This is a genomic window from Mucilaginibacter boryungensis (genome assembly GCF_015221995.1).
Taxonomy (GTDB): Bacteria; Bacteroidota; Bacteroidia; order Sphingobacteriales; family Sphingobacteriaceae; genus Mucilaginibacter; species Mucilaginibacter boryungensis.
Window position 1 is genome coordinate 711,892 of sequence record NZ_JADFFM010000001.1, and the last position, 21,684, is coordinate 733,575.

The following is a 21,684-nucleotide window of genomic DNA, read 5'->3' on the forward strand; positions in this document are numbered from 1 at the left end:
GGTGTGTATAAACAAAAAAAGCCTCTCCAATTTGGAGAAGCTATATCTATAAATCCGAAATCGAAAATCCGAATTCCGAAATTACTTAGCCATTTGCGCACGAATGATATTCAGCGCGCCGCCGGCTTTAAACCATTCTATTTGTTGTGCATTATAGGTGTGGTTAACCGGGAAGCTTTCAGTTGTGCCATTGGCGTGGTGCAATACTACATTAAGCTGCCTGTCAGGTGCGAAGGTGGTTAAACCGGTAATATCGATCACATCGTCCTCCTGGATCTTTTCGTAGTCGGCAGGGTCGGCAAAGGTGATGGCAAGCATACCCTGTTTTTTCAGGTTGGTTTCGTGGATACGGGCAAATGATTTTACCAGTATGGCACGCACACCCAGGTGACGTGGTTCCATAGCTGCATGCTCGCGTGATGAGCCTTCGCCGTAGTTCTCGTCGCCTACTACTACTGTACCAATACCATGCGCCTTATAATCGCGCTGAGTGGCCGGTACCGGGCCGTATTGACCTGTCAGTTCGTTCTTAACGCTATCGGCAGTATTGTTAAAGTAGTTAATGGCGCCTATCAGCATGTTATTACTGATGTTGTCCAGGTGACCACGGAATTTCAACCATGGGCCAGCCATAGATATGTGGTCGGTAGTACATTTACCTTTAGCCTTAATTAACAGCTTTAGACCTGTAATATCGGTACCTTCCCAAGGTTTAAACGGATCAAGCAATTGCAAACGTGCCGATTTTGGATCGACAATTACGCTTACTGCGCTGCCATCGGCCGCTGGTGCCTGGTAACCTGCATCTTCAACAGCGTAACCTTTTACCGGCATTTCAATGCCTTGTGGCTCATCCAGTTTTACACGCTCGCCTGCTTCGTTGGTCAGGTAATCGGTAAGGGGGTTAAAGGTCAGATCGCCTGCTATCGCGAAAGCGGTAACAATCTCTGGCGATGCTACGAAGGCATGCGTGTTAGGGTTACCATCCTGGCGTTTAGCAAAGTTACGGTTGAATGAGGTAATGATAGAGTTTTTGCGGGTAGGGTCATCAGTATGGCGCGCCCACTGACCGATACAAGGGCCGCAAGCGTTGGCCAATACTACACCGCCAATTTTTTCAAAAGTATCTAAATAGCCATCGCGTTCAACAGTATAGCGCACTAATTCCGAACCTGGAGTTACGGTATACTCTGCTTTAGCTTTCAGGTTTTTATTGATAGCCTGTGTAGCGATAGATGCCGCACGGGTAATATCCTCATATGATGAGTTGGTACATGAGCCGATTAAACCTACTTCTAATTTTGCAGGCCAGCCGTTTTCTTTAACAGCGGTAGCAAATTTAGATATAGGCCAAGCCAGATCCGGGGTGAACGGACCGTTTACATGTGGCTCCAGTTCGCTCAGGTTAATTTCAATCACCTGGTCAAAGTATTGCGCCGGATTTGCGTAAACCTCCGGATCGCCGGTTAAGTGCTGGGCAATCGCATCGGCAGCGTCGGCTATTTCAGCGCGTTTGGTACCACGCAGGTAGGCGGCTTGTTTAGCATCATAGCCAAATATCGATGTGGTCGCGCCAATTTCGGCACCCATATTACAAATGGTACCTTTACCGGTAGCCGAAAGCGATTGCGCGCCTTCGCCAAAATATTCAACAATAGCGCCTGTACCACCTTTTACGGTAAGGATACCGGCAACTTTCAAAATAACGTCTTTGGCCGATGTCCAGCCCGATAATTTACCGGTTAGTTTTACACCAATCAGTTTAGGGAATTTTAGTTCCCATGGCAGTCCGGCCATTACATCGCAAGCATCGGCACCGCCAACACCAATGGCGATCATACCCAAACCACCCGCGTTAGGGGTATGTGAGTCGGTACCGATCATCATACCACCCGGGAAAGCATAGTTCTCTAACACTACCTGGTGGATAATACCTGCACCTGCTTTCCAGAAACCGATACCATATTTGTCTGATACCGAGGCCAGGAAATCATAAACCTCTTTGTTAATATCAACGGCGGTGTGCAAATCCTCAACAGCGCCAATTTTAGCCTGTATAAGGTGATCGCAATGCACGGTTGAAGGTACAGCAACCTGCGGGCGGCCAGCCTGCATAAACTGCAGCAGCGCCATTTGGGCCGTAGCATCCTGCATCGCCACACGATCGGGTGCAAAGTCAACATAATCCACACCACGGCCAAAAGCTGTTTTAGCATCGCCTTCGGAAAGGTGGGCGTATAAAATTTTCTCGGTTAAAGTAAGTGATTTACCAGTAGCCTTACGCGCAGCCTCAATACGGGTGCTGTAACGGTCGTAAACCTTTTTGATCATATCTAAATCAAAAGCCATCTTTCTTATTGATTTTTAGTAAAAAGAAATAACATTCGGAGGCGTAAAGGCTACGTCATCCTTAAGCGGCGAAACTACAAAAATTTATACCTTTTTAGTAGTGTTTGCAAGGGTAAATCTTATTTGGATATATTCTAAATAAGAGATTAAATTTTGGAGGTTAAGATTAGTGACGTGATTACAGGGCGTTGCCTGCGGCCCGTGCTATTCACTGCAAGTCCTCGCTTCCCCACGCTATAGCCCCAGGCACGCTGCGGGCTTTCCGTTGCTATCACTAACGCGTTGCCCTCCAGCCACTGCTGCTTATAATTGCAACTACTTAATGTCCGCCTGTTTTCAGATACATATACACCACGGCTACTACAACCAATACGGCCAATATAATTAACCCGGTGGTAGCAGTTTTTTTGTTTTTATCCTGGCGCATTAACCAAACAAGGAATGCAACCAGCGGCAGTACAAACACCGCCCAAAATATTAATGATGGAATACTCATATTTTTGTAGTCCGGAAGCCGGAAAGACCGAAAGTCCGGAAGGTTTTAGTTATTAAGTTCTATTTGTTTAAGTCAGTTCTATCTTTCGGACTTTCCGACTGGCACTTCGCGCCTAAAACGGCATCCTTGCCAGCGGCGCAATATCCTGGTCCACAAATTCGCCTTGCAGATATTTGTAATAACCGGCAATGGCAATCATGGCGGCATTATCGGTACAGTACTCAAACTTAGGGATAAATGCATTCCAGCCCTGTTGCTGGGCCAAATCATTTAAACCCTGGCGCAAGCCTGTATTGGCCGATACTCCGCCAGCCAGCGCGATATCTTTAATGCCGTATGCTGTAGCAGCTTTTTTTAACTTGTTTAGTAATATAGTCACCACACGCTTTTCAACCGAGGCGCAAATATCGGCCATGTTCTCCTGCAAAAAATTGGGATTTACCTTTACGTTATCGCGAATGAAATACATAATGGATGTTTTCAATCCGCTGAAGCTGAAATCATAACCCGGTATCTGCGGTTCGGGGAATTTATAAGCATCGGGGTTACCCTGGCGTGCGTATTTATCTATTAATGGCCCGCCGGGATAGGGTAGTCCCAGCACTTTGCTGGTTTTATCCAATGCCTCGCCGGCGGCATCATCGGTGGTTTGTCCAATGATCTCCATATCAAAATAATCTTTTACCAGCACGATCTGTGTGTGACCACCCGAAACCGTAAGGCATAAAAATGGAAATTGAGGTTTATGGTCGCCAATAAAATGTGCCAAAACGTGGCCTTGCATATGGTTTACCTCAATCAGTGGCTTGTTCAAGGCCAGCGCGAACGCTTTAGCAAATGATACCCCAACCAATAAAGAACCTAAAAGGCCCGGCCCACGTGTAAAAGCTACTGCATCAATATCATTTTTGTTTACTTTTGCGTTAATTATTGCCTGCTGAACTGCGGGAATGATATTTTGCTGATGTACGCGTGAAGCCAGTTCGGGCACAACGCCGCCATAAGCCTCGTGAATGGTTTGATTTGCAATTACATTGCTTAATATCCCGCCATCAACACAAACCGAGGCAGATGTTTCATCGCATGAAGATTCAATTCCTAATATTACAGGCATAGTTTAATTTTGAATGAGCCAATGAGTGATTGCGCGAATGAAAAACAAATTTTGGTGCGAATATTTAAACCATACCAGTTAAACTTTGTTAAACATTCACTCAGGCGCTTATGCACTAATTCACTCATTTTCTAATTTGCAAAGTTATTAAAAAAGTACTCAAAATAGCGCTTAGTATCGTTCTGCTGCTGTTGCTAATGGTTAGCGTGCTATTGTTGGTATTCCAATACAAGCCGGTACAAACATGGGCCGCGCAAAAATTAGCCAAGCATTATTCTAAAGAATGGAAAACGGAAGTGCATATTGCCGGGCTTTATCTTAAACCATTTTCTTCAGTTGTGCTTGATAGCCTGTACGTGCTCGACCACCAAAAAGATACTTTAGTTAGCATTCCAAAACTTACGGTGGAATTGAGTGGCTTCTCGATATTTACAAGCATTGGCGACCGCAAGCTTGATTTTAGTAAAATTCAGTTAGATAATGGTTCCGTATATCTTAAAAAACTGAATGATACCACCACCAATCTGGATTTTATTATAGACTATTTTAAACATCCGGATACTGTTAAAACCATAATTAAGCCCTGGACGCTAACGTTTGAAAAATCTGTAGTAAACAATTTCCATTTTAGGTTTAAAAACCTTACCAGGCACAATGTGACCGCCGCCCGCATTAATTTTGACGACCTTGATATTTATCATTTCAGCGTTGATGTGCGCAATATGGACCTGGTGCACCACCTGTTTAAGGGAAATGTCCGCCATCTGACTTTACAGGAAAAAAGTGGTTTTTATATCAAAAGTTTTACCGCTAATGCCACAGTTGACACCAACCAGATACTGGCGCAAAATATGTTCATTGTTACGCCGCATTCAACCTTGAAGGATTTTTTCAGGATGCGGTTTAAGCACTTTAGCGATATTGGTGATGACATTGAAAGTAAGGTATTAATGGATGCCGATTTTAAATCATCAAAAGTATCATCGACGGATATTGCCTATTTCACCCCCTCACTTGATAAAAGCAAGTTTGATTTTGGGATTGATGGCCGCGTGAAGGGCTATGTAAATAACTTAAAAGCAAGTCACCTTACTGTTACCGCGGGCCAAGCCACCTACCTGAAAGGTGATTTTAGTTTAAAAGGGCTACCTGATTGGAACAACACCCTGATGGAGCTTAACTTCGATCAGATAGCTACTAATAAAAAAGACCTGGATTATCTGTACAACCGCTTTAGCGGCACTAATAACCGCAAACTGCCCGCTATTATTGAAAAATTTGGGAACGTAAATTTCAAAGGGAAATTTGCAGGCGTACAAAATGATTTTATTGCCTATGGCGATTTTAAGACGGGGTTGGGCAGGTTTCAATCGGATATAAACCTGAAGATCAATAAAGTAGGCACCCCAAGCTATAGCGGCAATATTAAAACATATGATTTTGACCTTGGCACGCTGATAGACCAGTCCGACCTGGGCCGAATTACTATGGTTGCTGATGTGAAAGGCAGCGGAGATGAATTGAAAAACCTGACAGAAAAGGTAAACGCCAGGATAGCCTACATCGACTTTAAAAAATATCGTTACAAAAACGTAAGCCTTAATGGCACCGTGATACGTAAGGTGTTTAACGGTAGCGTAGCGGTTAACGATAACAATGTTAAACTTGATGCAAAAGGTACTGCCGATTTAAATCCGGTTATGCCTGCCTATAATTTTGCCGCTAATATTACCAATGCACGCTTAAATACGCTTCATTTATTAAAAGATACCATTACGCTTAGCGCGAATTTAAATACACAATTTTCGGGTACCAACCTAAATAACCTGACAGGCAAGGTAGCCTTAACACCTATACGTATAGTTGACCCAAGACATAACTATTTAGTTGATTCAGTAACGCTGGCGGCCAGCGGCACGGGCCGCAACCGGCTAATCAGTTTACAATCGCCAATTGCAGATGGTAGCATTAAGGGTAATTACGATGTAGCCAGTTTACCCTCCTATTTTAAAAGTGTTGTAAAAAAGTATATCCCATCGTTAAAGACAAATATAACGCCGTTTAAACCACAGCAGTTTGATTTCAATTTCAAGATAAAAAATGCCGACCCAATGATCGCGCTATTTATGCCCAATTTAAAAATACCCGACCAGGGCACGTTTACAGGGCAATTCAATTCGGCAGAAAAAACAGCCACGCTGAACGGGTATGTAAAAACTATTAATTACAATGGCATAATTTTTCATGATCTTATCCTGGATCAAAGTACAATGGGCGACCAGTTAGGGGTCAACATATCATTAGACAGGATCGACTTAAATAAGGACCTGTTCATTAAAAATATCACCATTAACAACGCGTTAAGAAAAGACAGTTTAAACTTTAACGTAAAACTATCGGACAAGGACGCAACAAACCAGTTAGACTTATACGGTTTAGTAGAGTTTGGGCGAGATACTACAGCAAAGCTAAAGCTGCTGCCATCGGACGTGGTATTAGAGCATGAAAAATGGAAGATAACGGAACAGGTACGTATCCGTTTGCTGGATGGTAAAACACAAGTATCGGGCTTTGAACTTTCACGGGGGACACAGAAAGTCCGCATTAATGGGTTTATCAGCGACAATAGCGCTGACAAGCTGAAAGTGGAGTTCGATAAATTCAGTATGGCTACGCTGGATCAGTTAACCAAGCCTTCGGGCATAATGTTACACGGCGCTTTGAATGGCGATGTGATATTAAGCGGCATTACAAAAGCGCCAGGTGTAGATGCGCATTTACGTATCGATTCGTTAGCGATGAACGAAACGTTGATTGGCAATGTAAAACTGGAATCGACTTTGGATAACGACAGGACACAAGCCAAAGTAAAACTGAATATTTTAAACCGTGGCCTGGAAACCATGAACATTAACGGGGTATATAACCTTGGAAAAGATGTTGGGAATGTGCTTGATTTTGATGTGAAGATGAACCAAACCGAAGCCATTATTTTTGATCCGTTTGTGAAAAACCTGGTGACAAGCCTTAAAGGCCATGTTTCTACCGATTTAAAACTGACCGGTACACCATCTAAGCCTGAATTGAATGGTAAAATTACACTGGTAAATACTGGTCTTACAGTGAATTACTTAAAAACGGCCTATACCCTTAACGATGAGCTGACGGTTGATAAAAGTGTGATAAAGATAAACAAGCTTACCCTGACAGATATCCGGGGCAACCATGCCGTGGCCGAAGGTACAGTCGACTTAAATAATATATCCAACCCAACGCTTGATTTAACTGTGAAGGCCACAAACTTTATGGCACTAAACACTACTTTTAAAGACAATCATATTTATTACGGGACGGCCTACGGTACAGGTACATTTACCTTTACGGGCCCAACTGATAATATGAATATTGACATAAAAGCCAGCACGGAAGAGGGAACGGTATTTAATATCCCGCTGAACACATCGTCTACAGCCAGTGATTATGACTTTATAAGGTTCGTTGGACATAACGATACCACAAAATATATAGAATCGATTAACGCATTTAAAGGTGTAACGCTGAACCTTGAACTGAAGGTTGACGAAAAATCGCTGGTGAAAATTGCTACGGATTATGGGCGATTGGAAGGCCGGGGTATAGCCAACAACCTTAAGCTGAACATTAACAGCCTGGGCGACTTTGAAATGCTGGGCGATTTCCAGATCACATCAGGTAAGTTTGAATTTACCGCTAAAGATTTTATTAGTAAAAACTTTACAGTTGACCAAGGGGGTACCATCCGCTGGACAGGTAACCCCGGCAATGCCGATATTAACCTGAAAGCCATTTATGAAGTACGTACAGATGTGGCCAACCTTTACCAGGCGGCGGGTTTACAACTGCCATCGGGTAACCAGCAAAAACTGGTGCAGGCTGAGCTGATTTTGACACACACCCTGCTACAGCCAAAAATTGATTTTGATTTCACTTTTCCAACCGATCCATCCATTAAAGACGACCTGGCTACTTATTTAACAGATGAAAGTAACCGTAACCAGCAAGCGTTAAGCTTAATTATACGCCGGCAATTTGCTACGGGCACTGGCAGCAATTTAACCAACCAGGTAGCGCAGACAGCCGAACAGGCACTAAGCGAATTTGCATTTAATAAGATCAATACCTTTATATCGCAATCAAATATTAAGAATGTGGATATCAACATCCGTTCTACCAGCGATGCCAGTGCCACATTTCGCTTTTTTAACGACAGGCTGGTTTTAAACGGCAGCCTTTACAGCACCTCGGGTACCAATAATATTTTTGGTAATAACTCGGCCAGTTTCTTTAGTACGGATATTAATAACTTTACGAAGGATTTTGAGGCCGATTACCTGCTGCGGGCTGACGGACGGCTGCGGGCTAAATATTCTTACCGGGTATTGAATAGTACCACCCTGTCTTTATATAACCCCTTAAGTGTACAGTATGTAAACGGCATAGGATTGGTTTACCAGCGGGATTTTGACACTTTTGGCGAATTTTTCAGGGCTTTGTTCCACGGCCGCCGCCGTTCAACCAATAGCGGGGCAACAGGCACAACTACTACGCCTAATACAGATGCCGATAACCAGGACGAGAGGGATTAATAAACCAAGTTGCGGAATAGTTTTATTGCCATTGGCTTCAGTCAACGGAACAGAGGAGTAAACAAAATGGCGTTAGCTCAATAATATAATGGTAACATGTGGCTAAAGCCATTTAATAGGGGAGCAATATAACCGGCCCATAAATGGGGCGGCAATGAATTACTCCAACATTTTACCCCCTGTAAATTGAGTTAATTACCTTGCTTTTGCATAATAGCGTGGTCCATTTTGTCACGCTTGGTTTTCAGGTAACTCTCGTTATGCGGGTTAGATGCTATTTCAATGGGAATATTTTCCACCACTTCTAAACCATAGCCAATAAGGCCAGCGCGTTTTTTAGGATTATTTGTTAACAGGCGCATTTTAGATATGCCCAGGTCGCGCAATATCTGCGCCCCCACGCCATAATCACGTTGATCCATTTTAAAGCCTAATTGCAGATTGGCCTCAACAGTATCAAAGCCATTTTCCTGTAAGTGGTAAGCTTTTAGTTTATTGATCAACCCTATGCCGCGGCCTTCCTGGTTCATGTAAATAATTGCGCCCTTGCCTTCCTTCTGGATAATTTCCATAGCCTTATGCAACTGCGGCCCGCAATCGCACCGGCATGAGCCAAAAATATCACCTGTAACGCACGAACTATGTACACGTACCATAACAGGTTCATCGGGTTCCCAGGTACCTTTTACCAGCGCCAGATGATTTTCCCCCGTATCGTTCTGCGTAAACGCTATCATATCAAATTCGCCCCATTCAGTCGGCATTTTTACGGCAACTTCTTTAGTAACCAGGCTTTCCGTACGCAGGCGATAGGCTATTAGTTCTTCAATAGAAATAATAACCAGGTTATGTTCTTTAGCCAGTTCTATCAGGTCGGGCAGGCGGGCCATTTCGCCGTCTTCCTTCATAATCTCGCATATCACACCGGCTGGCTCAAACCCGGCCATTACAGGCAGGTCAATAGCAGCCTCGGTATGCCCCGCACGGCGCAGTACGCCGCCATCTTTAGCAATAAGCGGGAAAATGTGTCCCGGGCGGCCAAGTTCAGCAGGGTCAAGGTTTTCGTCAATCAATGCCAAACAGGTTTTAGAACGGTCGGATGCTGATATACCGGTAGTGCAGCCATGTCCCAGCAGGTCGACAGATACAGTAAAAGCTGTTTCGTGCGATGAAGTATTTTGCATTACCATTGGCTCCAGCCCCAATTTTTGGGCACGCGACTGCGTAATAGGGGCACACACCAAGCCACGGCCATATTTTGCCATAAAATTGATGGTTTCGGGCGTGGCGTTACGTGCTGCTGTTAAAAAATCACCTTCATTTTCGCGGCTTTCATCATCAACAACTATTATGGTTTTGCCATCTTTAATAGCGGCTATAGCTTCTTCTATGGTATTCAGCATTGTGTGTATGCGTTGTTAAGTATGGCCTTGTAATAATTAAGTGCCATTTAAATATAATACGTACAAATGTACATTAAGGTGGCTTTATGTGGGTCTTTCATTTGTAAAATCAGCACGACAGCTTTACTGCGCTGTTTTCTTTGTAAAAAATGCGGTAACTTTTTTAATGAATTTATTATAGGTCTCTACATTAAACAATTCCGAATCATTAGCAGCCTTATATGACAAGAATATGCCTATCGGCGTAAGCACAATAATTGCTATCCACATACCTATCATGGGGGAAAGGTCGCCATCCTTTACAAACTTTTCTCCAATGGTTGATATGATATAATAGATCAAAAAGAAAGCAACGGCTACCACTACCGGCAAACCCAGTCCGCCTTTACGTATAATGGCCCCCAGCGGGGCGCCTATTAAAAACAAAGCCAAACACGCTGCCGAAAGGGTGAATTTTTTTTGATATTCTACCCGGTTGCGCCGTTGTTCAAGGCTAAGATCTGAATAGCGTTGCGCACGGACTTTTACCTGGTCTTTTACCCCTTTGGCTTCGTTAAGGGCGTTGCCAATTACCGAAATCTGTTTATCGTGGGGCAGGTTTTTTAAATAATTAGCCTTGCCGGGAATAAACTTTATGGGTTTACTTGTTTTATGCGGTATGCCAAAGTATTTGAAATAAGGGGTAATAAGCGAGTAGTTTCTTTCGAGCCCTATATTTAAAAGGTTGCCGGTTGAATCCTTCCATTTATTCAGCAGCTTTAAATCCATCATCTGGAAAGCTGATTTAAATTCATTCTCATCGGTACGTGCCAGTTTAAAGCTGGAGAGATCGAATTTTTGCACCAGTTCATGAAAACGGAGACGGATTAACTGTTGGCGTGGGTCGTATCCGTTTTCAGCTTTTTTCTCTTCATACCGGATACCATCCTTCAAGCGTAATATCAACGATAAATTATCCGGCGACCGGTACATTACCCCTTCTTTAGCAAAGGTGACATTCATGCTGTTACTTTGCATATCCTGTCCTTTTTCGTAGATCATGATCTCGTGCAGGGTTTGGCCGTCGGCATCTTTACGCTTTACGCGGATGGAATAGCCGGGGAAACTATTGTTGAAAACGTTTTCGTTGATCAGGAACGCTGTTTTTTGTTTACGGGCATCGTACAATAGCGAGTAATACTTAAGGTTGGCCACCGGCAGCATATAGTCCGAAAAAATGAATGCCGAGATACTGAGTACACATACCGCAATGATCATCGGGTAAAGCGCCCTCCCTAAAGAGATACCTGCCGATTTGATAGCTACCAACTCATAGTTCTCGCCCAGGCTGCCGTAGGTCATGATAGATGACAGTAATACCGATAACGGCAGCGCCATAGCTACATTGGTAGCCGATGAATACAGCATCAGTTCCATTATAATATACCACTCAAAACCTTTGCCTATCAGGTCGTCGATGTATTTAAATAAAAATAGCATCAGCAACACAAACATTACAATGAAAAAGGTAACAATAAAGGGCCTTATAAAAGAGCGGAGGATTAAAAGGTGGATCTTTTTCACGGTGCAAATTTAGAGAATTATAAATTCTCCGGCTGATATAATTAAACGCGTTTGAATTGCGCTGCTTCTATAACTTACCAGTTTAAGCTTTATTGCAAATGCGGTCCGGTTTTTATCAGGCACCCAATACGCTTATCAGATAATCAACCTGATTATCCCATATCAGTTTACGTTCGGAAATGGTTTCTTCGGTAGCAAAATCGGTTATGCCTAGGGCAACATCATTAGTAAGTTCATCCTGCATAATTTCCATTTCAAAATAGCAGTTGGGGTCATCGTCCATCCATTTAAAACGGACCAGCTTGTTTTCTTTCATCAGCAACAACTTTGCTTTCTGTTGCTCGCCATCCCAAGTAAAGGTATATATCTGATCTTTAACGGCTACATCATCTGCAAACCATTGTGTTAAACCGTTGGGCTCGCTTAAAAATGAGTATAGTATACGCGGAGATGATTTTATTTCATACTCAATATTAAATTTTTTCTTATCAGACATATCGGTTTAAATCAATTGGTTAGCCCAGGGGACTATAAATGTTAACATTTTTTCTAAAGAAAACTAATTTATCCTATATTTGCAAACCTTTTTAAAAAGGATGTTATCGGGCCATTAGCGTAAATGCAAGTGTATCGAATTAACATGAAAAACAAGAATAAATTCGGCGGGGTAGCTCAGATGGTTAGAGCGTAGGATTCATAACCCTAAGGTCGGCAGTTCGATCCTGCTCCCCGCTACTCATTATCAGCCTGTTACGAATTTCGTAACAGGCTTTTTGTTTCTAAAAAGGGTTTAAGTAACCGTTAACAATCTTCTAAATGGGTAGCACTCATTTATTTAATATACTAATAATAAGTTATTTACATAGATCTTAATTTCAAAAAGCCCTACGCTGAATTTTCGGGTTAAACATAATATTGTAGATGGCATGTAGCGTTTAGCGGCCAGCAGGACTTTCACTTTCTTTCGCAGGTAAGCATAATCCGCGAAATACCTTCCACCGGCGATGAGAAGCCTAAAAAACTCCACGATCACCCTTTCTGTACGCCGCCAGCGTTTCATGCCGCAATAACAACTTTTTTCTTCTTAGCCCAATAGTGACCGTCGCCACATTTTAAAACTTTGGTCCCGGCAATGATGACCATCAGACAGAGGATTGAAGTTGATCATGGCGGGTTAGGTGCAACGCGGCTAGTTTTGCTGCATAACACTTATAACATGAAAACTTTCAAAACTATTTTAACCACTATCGCCCTGTTGATGGGGCTGAACACTTTTGCACAGGAGAAAAAAGAATAGGACATCAGGCTGCGTACCATCGCGGTGGTGCCGCAGGAAAGCGCGACGATCGGCGTCATAGGCGGCAATATTGCCCTGACCAATTCTTTTGCGCCGGAACTGGATATAACTTATTTCTTTGCGAAGAACTTCTGGGCCGAGCTGATCCTGGGCACAGTGAAACATAAAGCTAAAACGACCGGCTCGAACCTGACTGCTATCGGCGGCCCTGCCGCAGCAGACGTCGACCTTGAACCTGCAATATCATGTGCCGACCGGTTCGGCCTGCAAACCTTACCTGGGCGCAGGTGCCAACTATACGATCTTTTACAGCGCGGATAAAGGCAGCGTGGTCCAGGGCATCGATTATCAGAACCGCTTCGCTTTCGCGGCACAGGCCGGGTTTGATGTAGACCTGAACAGAAAGGTGTTCCTGAATGTCGACCTGAAAAAGTTGTGGTTATCAACCGCCGCTACGGTCAATGCCGCTAACCTGACCCCGTCGGGCAGCCCGGCGCTGGTCCCGGTCTTAAAGGCCATCCCGGCGGAGGTAAAGATCAATCCCTGGTTAATCGGTATCGGTATCGGCTACCGCATCAAATAAACGCTGCGCTGAACCGGTTGTTTCATCCGTCCAAAAAAGCCCCTCCGTTTTGTGCCGGAGGGGCTTTTTTCTGAAAAGAAATACGCTGCAATACAATTACCTTAATGCCTTGTCGCTGGTGCTGCCTGAGTTCGGGCTGGGCGGCACCGCGGGCCTGAACGTAGCGCACGCCCGGTTCAACGCCCTTTTTCTGGCTTTTTTTACCAGTTCTTAAAAGGTAGCCCAAACGCTTTTGATGATGGAAACAGTTAAGCCGGGAGGTGTTCAGGTGGACAGCCGGTAACGTGCCGTTTTATTTTAAAGTGTTTGTTGGTGACCCGTACCATTTACGATCGCCCTTAACATTTCAGGTTCTAAAAGGCTGATCCGTTTTTTACTGACACGCAGCAAGCCTTCACCGACCATCAGTTTAATGGTCCGGAACACGGTCTCATAGGTCGCCGCGGTAAAATCTGCCAGATCAGTCCAGGCCAAACGAAAATTGATCGCTCCCTGTTGATCTGTGCCGAACTGTTGTTCCAGGCGCAGCAGCGCCTGCGCTACGCGGCCTTTGACGGGCATATGGGCCAGGTCTCGCATTTTTTGTTCTGCGGCATCCAGCTCTTCGGCAAACAAGACCATGAGCTTATAACACAGCTGGCTGTCGGAGCTTAACAGCTGGCGAAAAAAATCAAGATCAATGAAGCACACCGTTAACGGTTCAAGCGCGGTAGCCGAAACGGCGTAAACGAGGTTACTGCCCAGTCCCCTATGGCCCATGATATTCCCGCTGGAAGCGAAACGCAGGATAAGGTCCTTACCGGCATCCCAGTGTTTATGCACTTTAGCGGTGCCGCTGTAAACGAAATAGATCCCGCTGACCGGCTGGCCTTCGCGGAAGATCACTTCGCCCTTTTTGAATTGCAGGTTCCGGCGGTGCCGGCCGATGTTCAGACGGGCGCCGGGCGATGCCTCACGGCAAATCATACACTTCTCCAGGTCACATACTGGCGCGTTACCGGTTAATTGGGCCATGGCTTCAGGATCTGAAATATTGCGAAAATAAAGCCAGCTGGTCACGGGCCTGTTGGTAGGCTAAATGCGCGGCAGCTTCATCCGTCGCTTTGTTGAGCCGGACGACCTGTTCCATCAGCGGTTCCAGCCAATGATGCAGGGCCTGGTGGGCTTCCCCTTTCATATGGCATTCCCGGATCATTTGGCCGATCCTTTTTTGCAGCGCCACGCCGGCACGGTTGTACTCAGCCAGGTCGGCTTTTTGTCCGGCAGTCACCAATTGCCGGAGCGCGGCCACATTTTTCGCGGTTGGCTGATCAACCTGCCATTTGGCACCATGGTTCAAGGCCAGTTTTTCCTGGGCGGAAGCCCGGTCGAAGGTCGTTGTCAATGCAACTAAAATGATCAATAAGTATTTTTTCATCAGAGGTCTTTCTTTTTAAATATGCGTAAGGCCAGCCCCAGGGGCAAAATGATCCAGACCAGCTGCATAAACAGTGAAAATGCGATGCCGTAACCGCTACCAAAGAACTGCTGGTACAGTGCACCCGTATAACCCATCAGGGCTGAGATATCCAGTTGCAGCAGGATCAATATCCGGGCCAGATCAATGGGGTTCAGAGCGGTAAGCACGATCATTGCTTTTTCCAGCGGATAATCGGCAAAGGTATAAAGGAACAGCAGTACAAGGCCGTCAAAGATAATGGAGAAGTAAAACCAAATCATGAGCGCCAGGCCAATGCCTTTGGCTTTGTCGCGGGTGATCACCGAGGTAAAAAAGGCCAACGACAGGAAACTCAGGGTCAGCAAGCAGCCGGAAAGCATCAGTGTCAGGCCCGTTGCGTTGAAGGCGAACAGGCCGACCGGGATACAGACGCCGATGATAAAAGCCAGCAGTACCGCGCTGCTGATGCCGATAAACTTACCCAGCAGGATATTGCGGCGGCTGATCGGTTGGGCTACCAGCATCTCGGTAAATTCTGCCGCGTTAAAATAATAGGTGGTGGCATAAACGACACTCACCAGCGGAACGATGATCAGGATCACCGTGGTAATGCTTACCAGGCCTTTGGTCACATCCGCATCAGAGATGAAGATGGTCAGGCTGATCGCCAGCAATAATAAAGTATAGGCCAGCAGCACTTTACTGCGGATAATATCCAGGAGGATATATTTAGCGATCTTTAGCATGGCGTCGTACTTAAAAGCCTAGTCAAAGCCCGGCTGAGTTTTTGTTCACCGGTCTCCGCTTTCAGGTCCGGCAGTGTTTTATAAAATTCGATCCGCCCCTCAAACAGATAAAGGATATGATCGGAGATCTCGTCCGCCTCGCTCAGGATATGAGAGGTGACCAATACCAGTTTCCCTTTGGCCCTTTCAGCCAGTATCTTTTCTTTCAGCGCTTCGGCGGCAAGGGGGTCCAGCCCGGCCGATGGTTCGTCTAAAATGAGCACATCCGGGCTGAACATGAATGCCAGCGCAGCACTTACTTTCTGCAAGGTGCCGCCGGATAAGGTGCGCATGGTTTTCTGATACATGCTTTCCAGCCGGAAGGTTTTTAACAGGTCCGTATCGGATGCCTCCTGCTGCCGGATATCCACCACCATTTTAAAGAGCTGGCCAATCTGCATATTATCGGGATAATGCCCTATCTGCGGCATATAGCCAATATAACTTTTGTAGTCAAAGGTATTCAGCACAGGGCGCCCTTTAAACAGGATATTCCCACTGTCGGGGATGACCATGCCCAGGATAGACTTTATCAGCGTGGTTTTACCCGAGGCGTTAGGCCCAAGGATGGACACTACGCCGCCGGCCTCAAAGCCACAGCTGACATTCTTCAGCACCTCCAGGCGGCTAAATGATTTTTTCAGTCCTTCGACCGCTATGATCTTTTCCATGGTTTTATTCTTGGTTTTTCGTCTTTTACAGATTCCGGCGTGATAGAGGGGATCGCCCTTTCTACTTTATCGATCAGGTTAACGATAAAGCTGCGCATCAGCATCACGCTTTGCGGGTTCTGTTCAATGATCTGGGCATACATGCTTATGGGGCGGTACGGGACATCGCCGGTTCCATTCTTATCCAGATCGTAGCCTTCGTATTTGTCCCAGTAGTTATCACTAAAATAGATCTCTTTGAGTGTGCCATTGGTGGTCACATCAAAAGAGTTCCCAGTGTAGTTGTTTCGGGTAAAATAATTTTTATTGCAGCTGGCTAACACACGCATAGCCCAGCCATTAGAGATAAAATCGTTACGGGTGACCGTGATGCGGTCAGAATTCTCCATATAAATACCGGTCGTATTCCGAATAAAGTGGTTGCCTTCGATGCGGGCATCGGTGATCTCTTTGAGCAGGACGCCGTAGATGGTACTGCCCCAGTTCTCTATAAACGTATTATTCAGCATGGCAATGCGCCGTGTGTACATGACCGATACGCCTGAACCATTATTTCTAAAAGTATTATGGCGGTAAGTATCATCATCAGAAAACATAAAGTGCAGACCGTAACGGATGTTTTTTTCACTCAGATTGTCTTCGATCAGGCATTTTTTAGCAAATTCAAAATAAATGCCGTCGCGGTGCCGGGTGATATGGTTCCCGCGGATCAACACCTCTTTGCATTTCCACAAATGAATCCCATTCCCTGAGTTTTCGATGTCGTTCGAACCGCTGATCTGGTTGCTCAATACCTGGATATGGCGGCAGTTGGAAAGGTAGATCCCAAAAAAGTTATTACGCAGAATGTTATTGCTGAGCGTCACATTTTCAGCGTTACTAACCCGGATGGCGGCAAAATCACGCATGGATCCTGTTTTAGTATTCACAACTACAAAGCCGTCCAGTTTTACATGGCCGGCGGTGATCGTCAGTACCTCTTCACGAAAGCGCGCATCCAGCATCGGCTGCCCTTCACCTATAATGGTGAGTGATTTATCAACAAGGGTATTCAGCGAGGTATAGGTGCCTTTTTTTACGCGGATCGTATCGCCGTTGGCAGCCAGTATCACTGCCTGCCGCAGGTTGTTGACCGATGTACCCGGTGCAACAACGATGGTCCGACCGGTGGTAGCTAGCGGTATGCAAAAAAACAGGAGATTGAGCAGGCCTTTCATTAACGATCTTGTTTTAATAAAGTTGGCCAGTCCATGATATTTGCTTTCGGATCGTGCTTTGCATTTTCCGCACTGCCGCGTTTTGAAAAAGCAGCCAGGTTCCCGCCCATTGGAGAGGCAAGATCCGCTTCATGCAGGAACCAGGCCTTGCGTGCATCCTGGAAAGCACCAGGGTGTTCATAATCCTGGATCAGGAAGCTGCTTCCGGCGTCAGTGGCCAGCGCGGGGTTCTCTTTCAGAAATGCTGTCAGACATTCGATCGCATCGAACTTATATACTTTACCCCGTGCAGTTACCAGTTCATTGGCGAAGCGCTTGTCCATAATGGTCATTTTGCAATGGGCACAGGCTTCCTTACCATAATTGATGGGTTCAGGGCCGGAACTGCAGGCAGCAAGCAAGCCGATGCATAGTAACAAAATCAATGTGTTCAATTTCATTTTGTATGATTTGATGAGCGTCTCGGAGGATAAAAAATTGCAATGGCTACCAGTACGCCACCCAGGCCCACCAATAACCCTCCGGTATCCGGCAGGGAGCCAGCGGTAAAATTCAGGAGTTGTTTATAGCCGAACAGTGGCGGCTGATAATTCATACCCTCAACTTTGATGGCGGCATGCGGATTAAGTTTGTGGCCGTAATTATATTCCCACATATAAAAGTCGCCGAAGCCGACAATAGCGAACAGGCAAAGCCCTGCAAACCAGACAATCAAAAGGCGACGGCTTTTTAAGACCGCAGCCAGTAACCCTACAAAAGTCAAAGCGCCAAAAACATAAGGCAGAATCTTGAATTCTTTAAAGTCGTCTACTGAAATGAACTTCATCCCGATATAATGGTTAAGGCCATTAATCTGATCGATATTACCGGTCAACCCGTTCAGCCAAATCTTCATTTCCAGTCCTTCGGGGTATTGCGGCGCCTCTAACCCGATGTGCCAGAGGGGCAAAAAATAGGCAGTCAACATCAGTAAACAGCTGATGAAGATCAACGTTCTTGTAAAAGTTTTCATGATCTTGGAATTAGCATAAGCGTGTAGCCCTGGAACCGGGCTACACGCTATGATCGGCATTTATTGGGTTACCGGGTTAACCCCGATAGAAAATTTGATAGGCACATTAGAGCCTGCAGGAGATACCCGGAAATAACCCTGCATTTCCTGGTGCAGCGCAGAGCAGAAGTCAGTACAGTAGAATGGAACAATACCTTGCTGATAAGGGTTCCATTTCAGGGTTGTCGTTTCACCCGGCATGATCAGCAATTCCGCATTATTGGCGCCTTTAATTGCAAAGCCATGCGGTACATCCCAATCCTGCTCCAGGTTGGTCACGTGGATATATACCTCGTCACCTACTTTGATCCCTTCAATATTATCCGGAGCCAGGTGTGAACGCATAGCAGTCATGTAAACATCAACTCGTTTGCCGTTCCGCACTACTTTGGTTTCTTTCTCTGATTTTACAGCATATGGATTTGTGTTCTCAGCCAGTTTAAAGAATTTTACCTGGTTCTTTACGATCTTTTCAGCCGGGATAGACTGTGCATAATGCGGTTCACCGATGGTCGGGAAATCCAGCAACAGTTTCATTTTATTGCCTGAAATATCAAACAACTGAGCTGCCTGGCATAATTCCGGACCAGTCGGCAGGTAACGGTCTTTAGTAATCTTATCCATTACGATGACATATTTACCATACGGTTTTTTAGAATCGCCACCAGGAATAGACAGGTGGCCAGGCGAGTAAAATGCCGGTGAACGGTCGATGATCTCCAGGTTATCTACTTTCCATTTTACCACTTCGGATGAAACGAACATGGTGGTATAGGCGAAACCTTTATCATCGAATTCGGTGTGTAACGGACCTAAGCCGGGTTTTTTCACTTCGCCGCGCAACACTGCTTCATATTTTAAAACCGGCAGCGCGCCGTCGATAGTACCGTCATATTGTTTCTTATCGATGGCGTCCAGCATCTTTTTGTAAGAGAATACTGGGATTACAGCGGCCAGTTTACCACTGGCAACAATACTTTCGCCATCCGGGCTTACGTCTACACCGTGTGGTGATTTCGGACATGGCATGTAATAAACTAACCCTGGAAATTTGGTCACATCCAGTGTTTGAGTTTCATTCTCCATAACAGAGGTTGCCGAATGTGTTTTTTCGTTATAAACGTTATGCGCATACTTAGCAGGCGTTTTTGTGCCTTTACCCTGTGCTATCAGTTCTTCCGCTTTCTTCCAGTTAATGGCCATCACAAAATCCTTGTCGCGCTGGCTGGCGTTTACTTCCAGCAGGGTATGTGCCTGTTCTGTATTATAACAGGTAAAGAACATCCAGTCATGTGACGGACCTTTGCCTGCGTGGGCCAGGTCATAATTAAAGGGCGGCACAATCAGTTGGAAAGCCAATTTCATCGCACCACTTTCCTTATCAACTTTCACGAAAGAGACCGCACCTTTAAAGTTTTTTTTATAGCTATCAATTGGCACATCACCGGCAGCATTATCAAGCGGCTCGCTGAAGCGGGTATTGCCCACTACATACTCGGTATTTTCCGTGCAGAATGGCGAAGCGTGGTTACCACCAATATTGGGCAATTCCAGGATTTCGTCTGTTTTAAAGGTTGAAAGATTGATACGCGCGATACGTGGAGTATTGTTACCATTGATGAACAGCCAGCGGCCATCATCTTCGCCATTGGTTTTAGATAGTTCGGGGTGGTGGGAGTCATCCCATGCAACAAAACCGTGTGAGGTATTCAGCATCGGCTTGGTCTCTTCGGAATAGCCCCAGCCATTTTCAGGGTTCTGTGAAAATACGGGGATCACTTTTAATAAACGCCCTGAAGGTATCCCATAGGCAGCTACCTGCCCGCTGAACCCACCAGACATAAAGGTGTAGACCTCGTCATACTTACCTGGCGCTACATAAACTTTTTTTGCGGCGTCGGCATCCGTGTTGGCACCGCCTTGTCCCGGTTTACAGCCAGTCAGTGCACTGCCCGCCAGGAACGCGGCGGCGGGAAGTATTAATTTATAATTTAATATTTTCATGATTGTGTAAGCGTTTTTTTATTTACTATCAATTTGTCTGAAGTATTCCAGTAGCTGACGGGTTTGTTCATCACTGACATCCTGGAAGGTCATTTGAGTAAGGTGTTTAGCCAGCAAAGCTTTTCCAACAGGATCTTTGGCTTCCATTTCCACAGGGTTGGTAATTTGGTTCATGATCCATTCAGGGGTACGGCGCTTGGTTACCCCAAGCAGGCCCGGACCCACAACCTTCTGGTCGGTCACTTTATGGCAGGCAGAACATTTTGCGGTAAATACAGCCTCGCCTTTAGCCGCCATAGCAGGGTCGAGTGCGGCCAGCTTAACATCGGTAAACTTACCAATACCTTTACTATCACTTTTGGCTTCCGGATCAACGTCCGCGCTTGGGGCGGTCGTATTGGGCGCCGCTGCAGTAGTAGTTGAGTCGTCAGACCCACCGTTAGATTGTCCGCAAGCAAATAAAAGGGTCATTCCGGCCAGGATAGCAGCGAGAAATAAGGTTTTTTGCGTTTTCATTTTTGTAATTATTTTATGGGTTAAAACTATTGGTAAGTGTTAGGGTACCACATGATCATCCTCAGTTAAAAAGATGATTTACATCATGTTTTGATGTTGGAATAAAAGATGTTTATATCTTTTACTATTTCAAATTTTTTTATTTTAAGAAATATCCGCCCGTGCCAAACTCTGCGACAAGTTCGGTGACCGGCTTTTTAGAGAATTCCGTCAGTAACATTTCCCGGATGGGTTTCACCTGCTCATGCATTGGGCAGGGCTGTGTTTCTGAACATCTTTCGAGCCCGAGTACACAGGCACTGAATAAACCATTGCCGTCGATAGCGCGGATGATGTCAACCAGGAACAGTTGGCTGCCATTTTCAAGATAAAAACCACCAGTTGGGCCTTTGGCCGAGGTGAGCAACTTTTTTCGAACGAGGGTTTGAAGGATCTTACCGGTGAAATGCATGGGCGACCCGATCGCCTCGGCGACCTCAATGATGCCCACTTTTTCGCCACGACCGCTTTTTAAAGCGATGTACACCGTGGCGCGGATAGCATATTCACATGACTTGGATAATATCATTTCC

Annotated in this window: 22 protein-coding genes and 1 tRNA gene; 5 read left to right on the forward strand and 18 right to left on the reverse strand. The window is 45.3% G+C overall.

All coding sequences use genetic code 11. The annotated features are described in order from the left end of the window. Window positions 1–81: 81 nt before the first annotated feature. The 3 genes from IRJ18_RS03065 to tsaD all read right to left on the reverse strand — a co-directional run bounded on the left by IRJ18_RS03065 (window position 82) and on the right by tsaD (window position 3,959). A complete protein-coding gene (locus IRJ18_RS03065; RefSeq protein ID WP_194104728.1) occupies window positions 82–2,349 on the reverse strand; it encodes an aconitate hydratase in 2,268 nt (755 codons plus the stop codon). A 319-nt stretch (window positions 2,350–2,668) separates the two neighbouring features. Continuing rightward, window positions 2,669–2,845 (reverse strand): hypothetical protein, encoded by a 177-nt coding sequence (locus IRJ18_RS03070; protein WP_194104729.1) that lies wholly within the window; start codon window positions 2,843–2,845, stop codon window positions 2,669–2,671. 112 nt (window positions 2,846–2,957) lie between these two features. Continuing rightward, complete coding sequence (gene tsaD / locus IRJ18_RS03075) at window positions 2,958–3,959, reverse strand: tRNA (adenosine(37)-N6)-threonylcarbamoyltransferase complex transferase subunit TsaD (RefSeq protein WP_194104730.1); 1,002 nt, start codon at window positions 3,957–3,959, stop codon at window positions 2,958–2,960. Between the two features lie 197 nt (window positions 3,960–4,156). On the opposite strand from tsaD, the gene IRJ18_RS03080 reads away from it, so the two are divergent. Continuing rightward, window positions 4,157–8,584 carry a translocation/assembly module TamB domain-containing protein gene (locus tag IRJ18_RS03080; RefSeq protein ID WP_194104731.1) on the forward strand — a complete coding sequence of 1,476 codons (4,428 nt, stop codon included), beginning with the start codon at window positions 4,157–4,159 and terminating at the stop codon, window positions 8,582–8,584. A 191-nt stretch (window positions 8,585–8,775) separates the two neighbouring features. Here IRJ18_RS03080 and IRJ18_RS03085 read toward each other — a convergent pair whose 3' ends face one another. The 3 genes from IRJ18_RS03085 to IRJ18_RS03095 all read right to left on the reverse strand — a co-directional run bounded on the left by IRJ18_RS03085 (window position 8,776) and on the right by IRJ18_RS03095 (window position 12,046). Further along, window positions 8,776–9,987: a bifunctional 3,4-dihydroxy-2-butanone-4-phosphate synthase/GTP cyclohydrolase II gene (locus tag IRJ18_RS03085; protein ID WP_194104732.1), complete on the reverse strand. Its 1,212-nt coding sequence runs from the start codon at window positions 9,985–9,987 to the stop codon at window positions 8,776–8,778. Window positions 9,988–10,110: 123 nt separating this feature from the next. Continuing rightward, entirely contained in the window at window positions 10,111–11,550 is a 1,440-nt protein-coding gene (locus tag IRJ18_RS03090) for an LptF/LptG family permease (protein WP_194104733.1), read from the reverse strand. Window positions 11,551–11,665: 115 nt separating this feature from the next. Continuing rightward, window positions 11,666–12,046, reverse strand: coding sequence for an START-like domain-containing protein (locus IRJ18_RS03095; protein ID WP_194104734.1), 381 nt, complete (start codon window positions 12,044–12,046; stop codon window positions 11,666–11,668). A gap of 165 nt (window positions 12,047–12,211) precedes the next feature. On the opposite strand from IRJ18_RS03095, the gene IRJ18_RS03100 reads away from it, so the two are divergent. After that, window positions 12,212–12,285: transfer RNA gene (locus IRJ18_RS03100), tRNA-Met, on the forward strand. A gap of 100 nt (window positions 12,286–12,385) precedes the next feature. On the opposite strand, the gene IRJ18_RS03105 is transcribed toward IRJ18_RS03100, so the two are convergent. After that, window positions 12,386–12,610 carry a hypothetical protein gene (locus IRJ18_RS03105; protein ID WP_194104735.1) on the reverse strand — a complete coding sequence of 75 codons (225 nt, stop codon included), beginning with the start codon at window positions 12,608–12,610 and terminating at the stop codon, window positions 12,386–12,388. Between the two features lie 72 nt (window positions 12,611–12,682). On the opposite strand from IRJ18_RS03105, the gene IRJ18_RS20975 reads away from it, so the two are divergent. Genes IRJ18_RS20975 through IRJ18_RS21105 form a run of 3 tightly spaced genes read left to right on the forward strand, consistent with a single transcriptional unit; the run spans window position 12,683 to window position 13,430 of the window. Beyond that, entirely contained in the window at window positions 12,683–12,847 is a 165-nt protein-coding gene (locus tag IRJ18_RS20975) for a hypothetical protein (RefSeq protein WP_228072505.1), read from the forward strand. A gap of 27 nt (window positions 12,848–12,874) precedes the next feature. Then, window positions 12,875–13,168 carry a hypothetical protein gene (locus IRJ18_RS21270; RefSeq protein WP_377095102.1) on the forward strand — a complete coding sequence of 98 codons (294 nt, stop codon included), beginning with the start codon at window positions 12,875–12,877 and terminating at the stop codon, window positions 13,166–13,168. Further along, a complete protein-coding gene (locus tag IRJ18_RS21105) occupies window positions 13,077–13,430 on the forward strand; it encodes an OmpW/AlkL family protein (RefSeq protein WP_262893251.1) in 354 nt (117 codons plus the stop codon). Before IRJ18_RS21270 ends, IRJ18_RS21105 begins: the two co-directional genes overlap by 92 nt. 22 nt (window positions 13,431–13,452) lie before the next feature. Here IRJ18_RS21105 and IRJ18_RS03115 read toward each other — a convergent pair whose 3' ends face one another. The 11 genes from IRJ18_RS03115 to IRJ18_RS03165 form a co-directional block, all read right to left on the reverse strand. After that, window positions 13,453–13,656, reverse strand: a complete 204-nt coding sequence (locus IRJ18_RS03115; protein WP_194104736.1) for a hypothetical protein — start codon at window positions 13,654–13,656, stop codon at window positions 13,453–13,455. Window positions 13,657–13,727: 71 nt separating this feature from the next. Further along, entirely contained in the window at window positions 13,728–14,444 is a 717-nt protein-coding gene (locus IRJ18_RS03120) for a Crp/Fnr family transcriptional regulator (RefSeq protein WP_194104737.1), read from the reverse strand. Between the two features lie 4 nt (window positions 14,445–14,448). Further along, a complete protein-coding gene (locus IRJ18_RS03125; RefSeq protein ID WP_194104738.1) occupies window positions 14,449–14,847 on the reverse strand; it encodes a hypothetical protein in 399 nt (132 codons plus the stop codon). Further along, on the reverse strand, window positions 14,847–15,614 hold the full coding sequence (locus tag IRJ18_RS03130) for an ABC transporter permease subunit (RefSeq protein ID WP_194104739.1): 768 nt from the start codon (window positions 15,612–15,614) through the stop codon (window positions 14,847–14,849). The genes IRJ18_RS03125 and IRJ18_RS03130 overlap by 1 nt, the downstream gene beginning before the upstream one ends. Continuing rightward, the gene (locus IRJ18_RS03135; RefSeq protein WP_228072506.1) at window positions 15,608–16,324 is read right to left on the reverse strand and encodes an ABC transporter ATP-binding protein; all 717 of its coding nucleotides are present in this window, start codon (window positions 16,322–16,324) and stop codon (window positions 15,608–15,610) included. Before IRJ18_RS03135 ends, IRJ18_RS03130 begins: the two co-directional genes overlap by 7 nt. Beyond that, window positions 16,309–17,541, reverse strand: coding sequence for a nitrous oxide reductase family maturation protein NosD (locus tag IRJ18_RS03140; RefSeq protein ID WP_194104740.1), 1,233 nt, complete (start codon window positions 17,539–17,541; stop codon window positions 16,309–16,311). The genes IRJ18_RS03135 and IRJ18_RS03140 overlap by 16 nt, the downstream gene beginning before the upstream one ends. Beyond that, a complete protein-coding gene (locus tag IRJ18_RS03145) occupies window positions 17,541–17,960 on the reverse strand; it encodes a nitrous oxide reductase accessory protein NosL (protein ID WP_194104741.1) in 420 nt (139 codons plus the stop codon). The genes IRJ18_RS03140 and IRJ18_RS03145 overlap by 1 nt, the downstream gene beginning before the upstream one ends. Before the next feature lie 17 nt (window positions 17,961–17,977). After that, window positions 17,978–18,553 (reverse strand): hypothetical protein, encoded by a 576-nt coding sequence (locus IRJ18_RS03150; protein ID WP_194104742.1) that lies wholly within the window; start codon window positions 18,551–18,553, stop codon window positions 17,978–17,980. Window positions 18,554–18,613: 60 nt separating this feature from the next. Then, window positions 18,614–20,596 carry a Sec-dependent nitrous-oxide reductase gene (nosZ, locus tag IRJ18_RS03155; RefSeq protein ID WP_194104743.1) on the reverse strand — a complete coding sequence of 661 codons (1,983 nt, stop codon included), beginning with the start codon at window positions 20,594–20,596 and terminating at the stop codon, window positions 18,614–18,616. An 18-nt stretch (window positions 20,597–20,614) separates the two neighbouring features. Beyond that, on the reverse strand, window positions 20,615–21,112 hold the full coding sequence (locus IRJ18_RS03160) for a c-type cytochrome (RefSeq protein ID WP_228072508.1): 498 nt from the start codon (window positions 21,110–21,112) through the stop codon (window positions 20,615–20,617). Window positions 21,113–21,251: 139 nt separating this feature from the next. After that, window positions 21,252–21,680, reverse strand: a complete 429-nt coding sequence (locus tag IRJ18_RS03165) for an RrF2 family transcriptional regulator (protein ID WP_194104744.1) — start codon at window positions 21,678–21,680, stop codon at window positions 21,252–21,254. Window positions 21,681–21,684 lie beyond the last annotated feature (4 nt).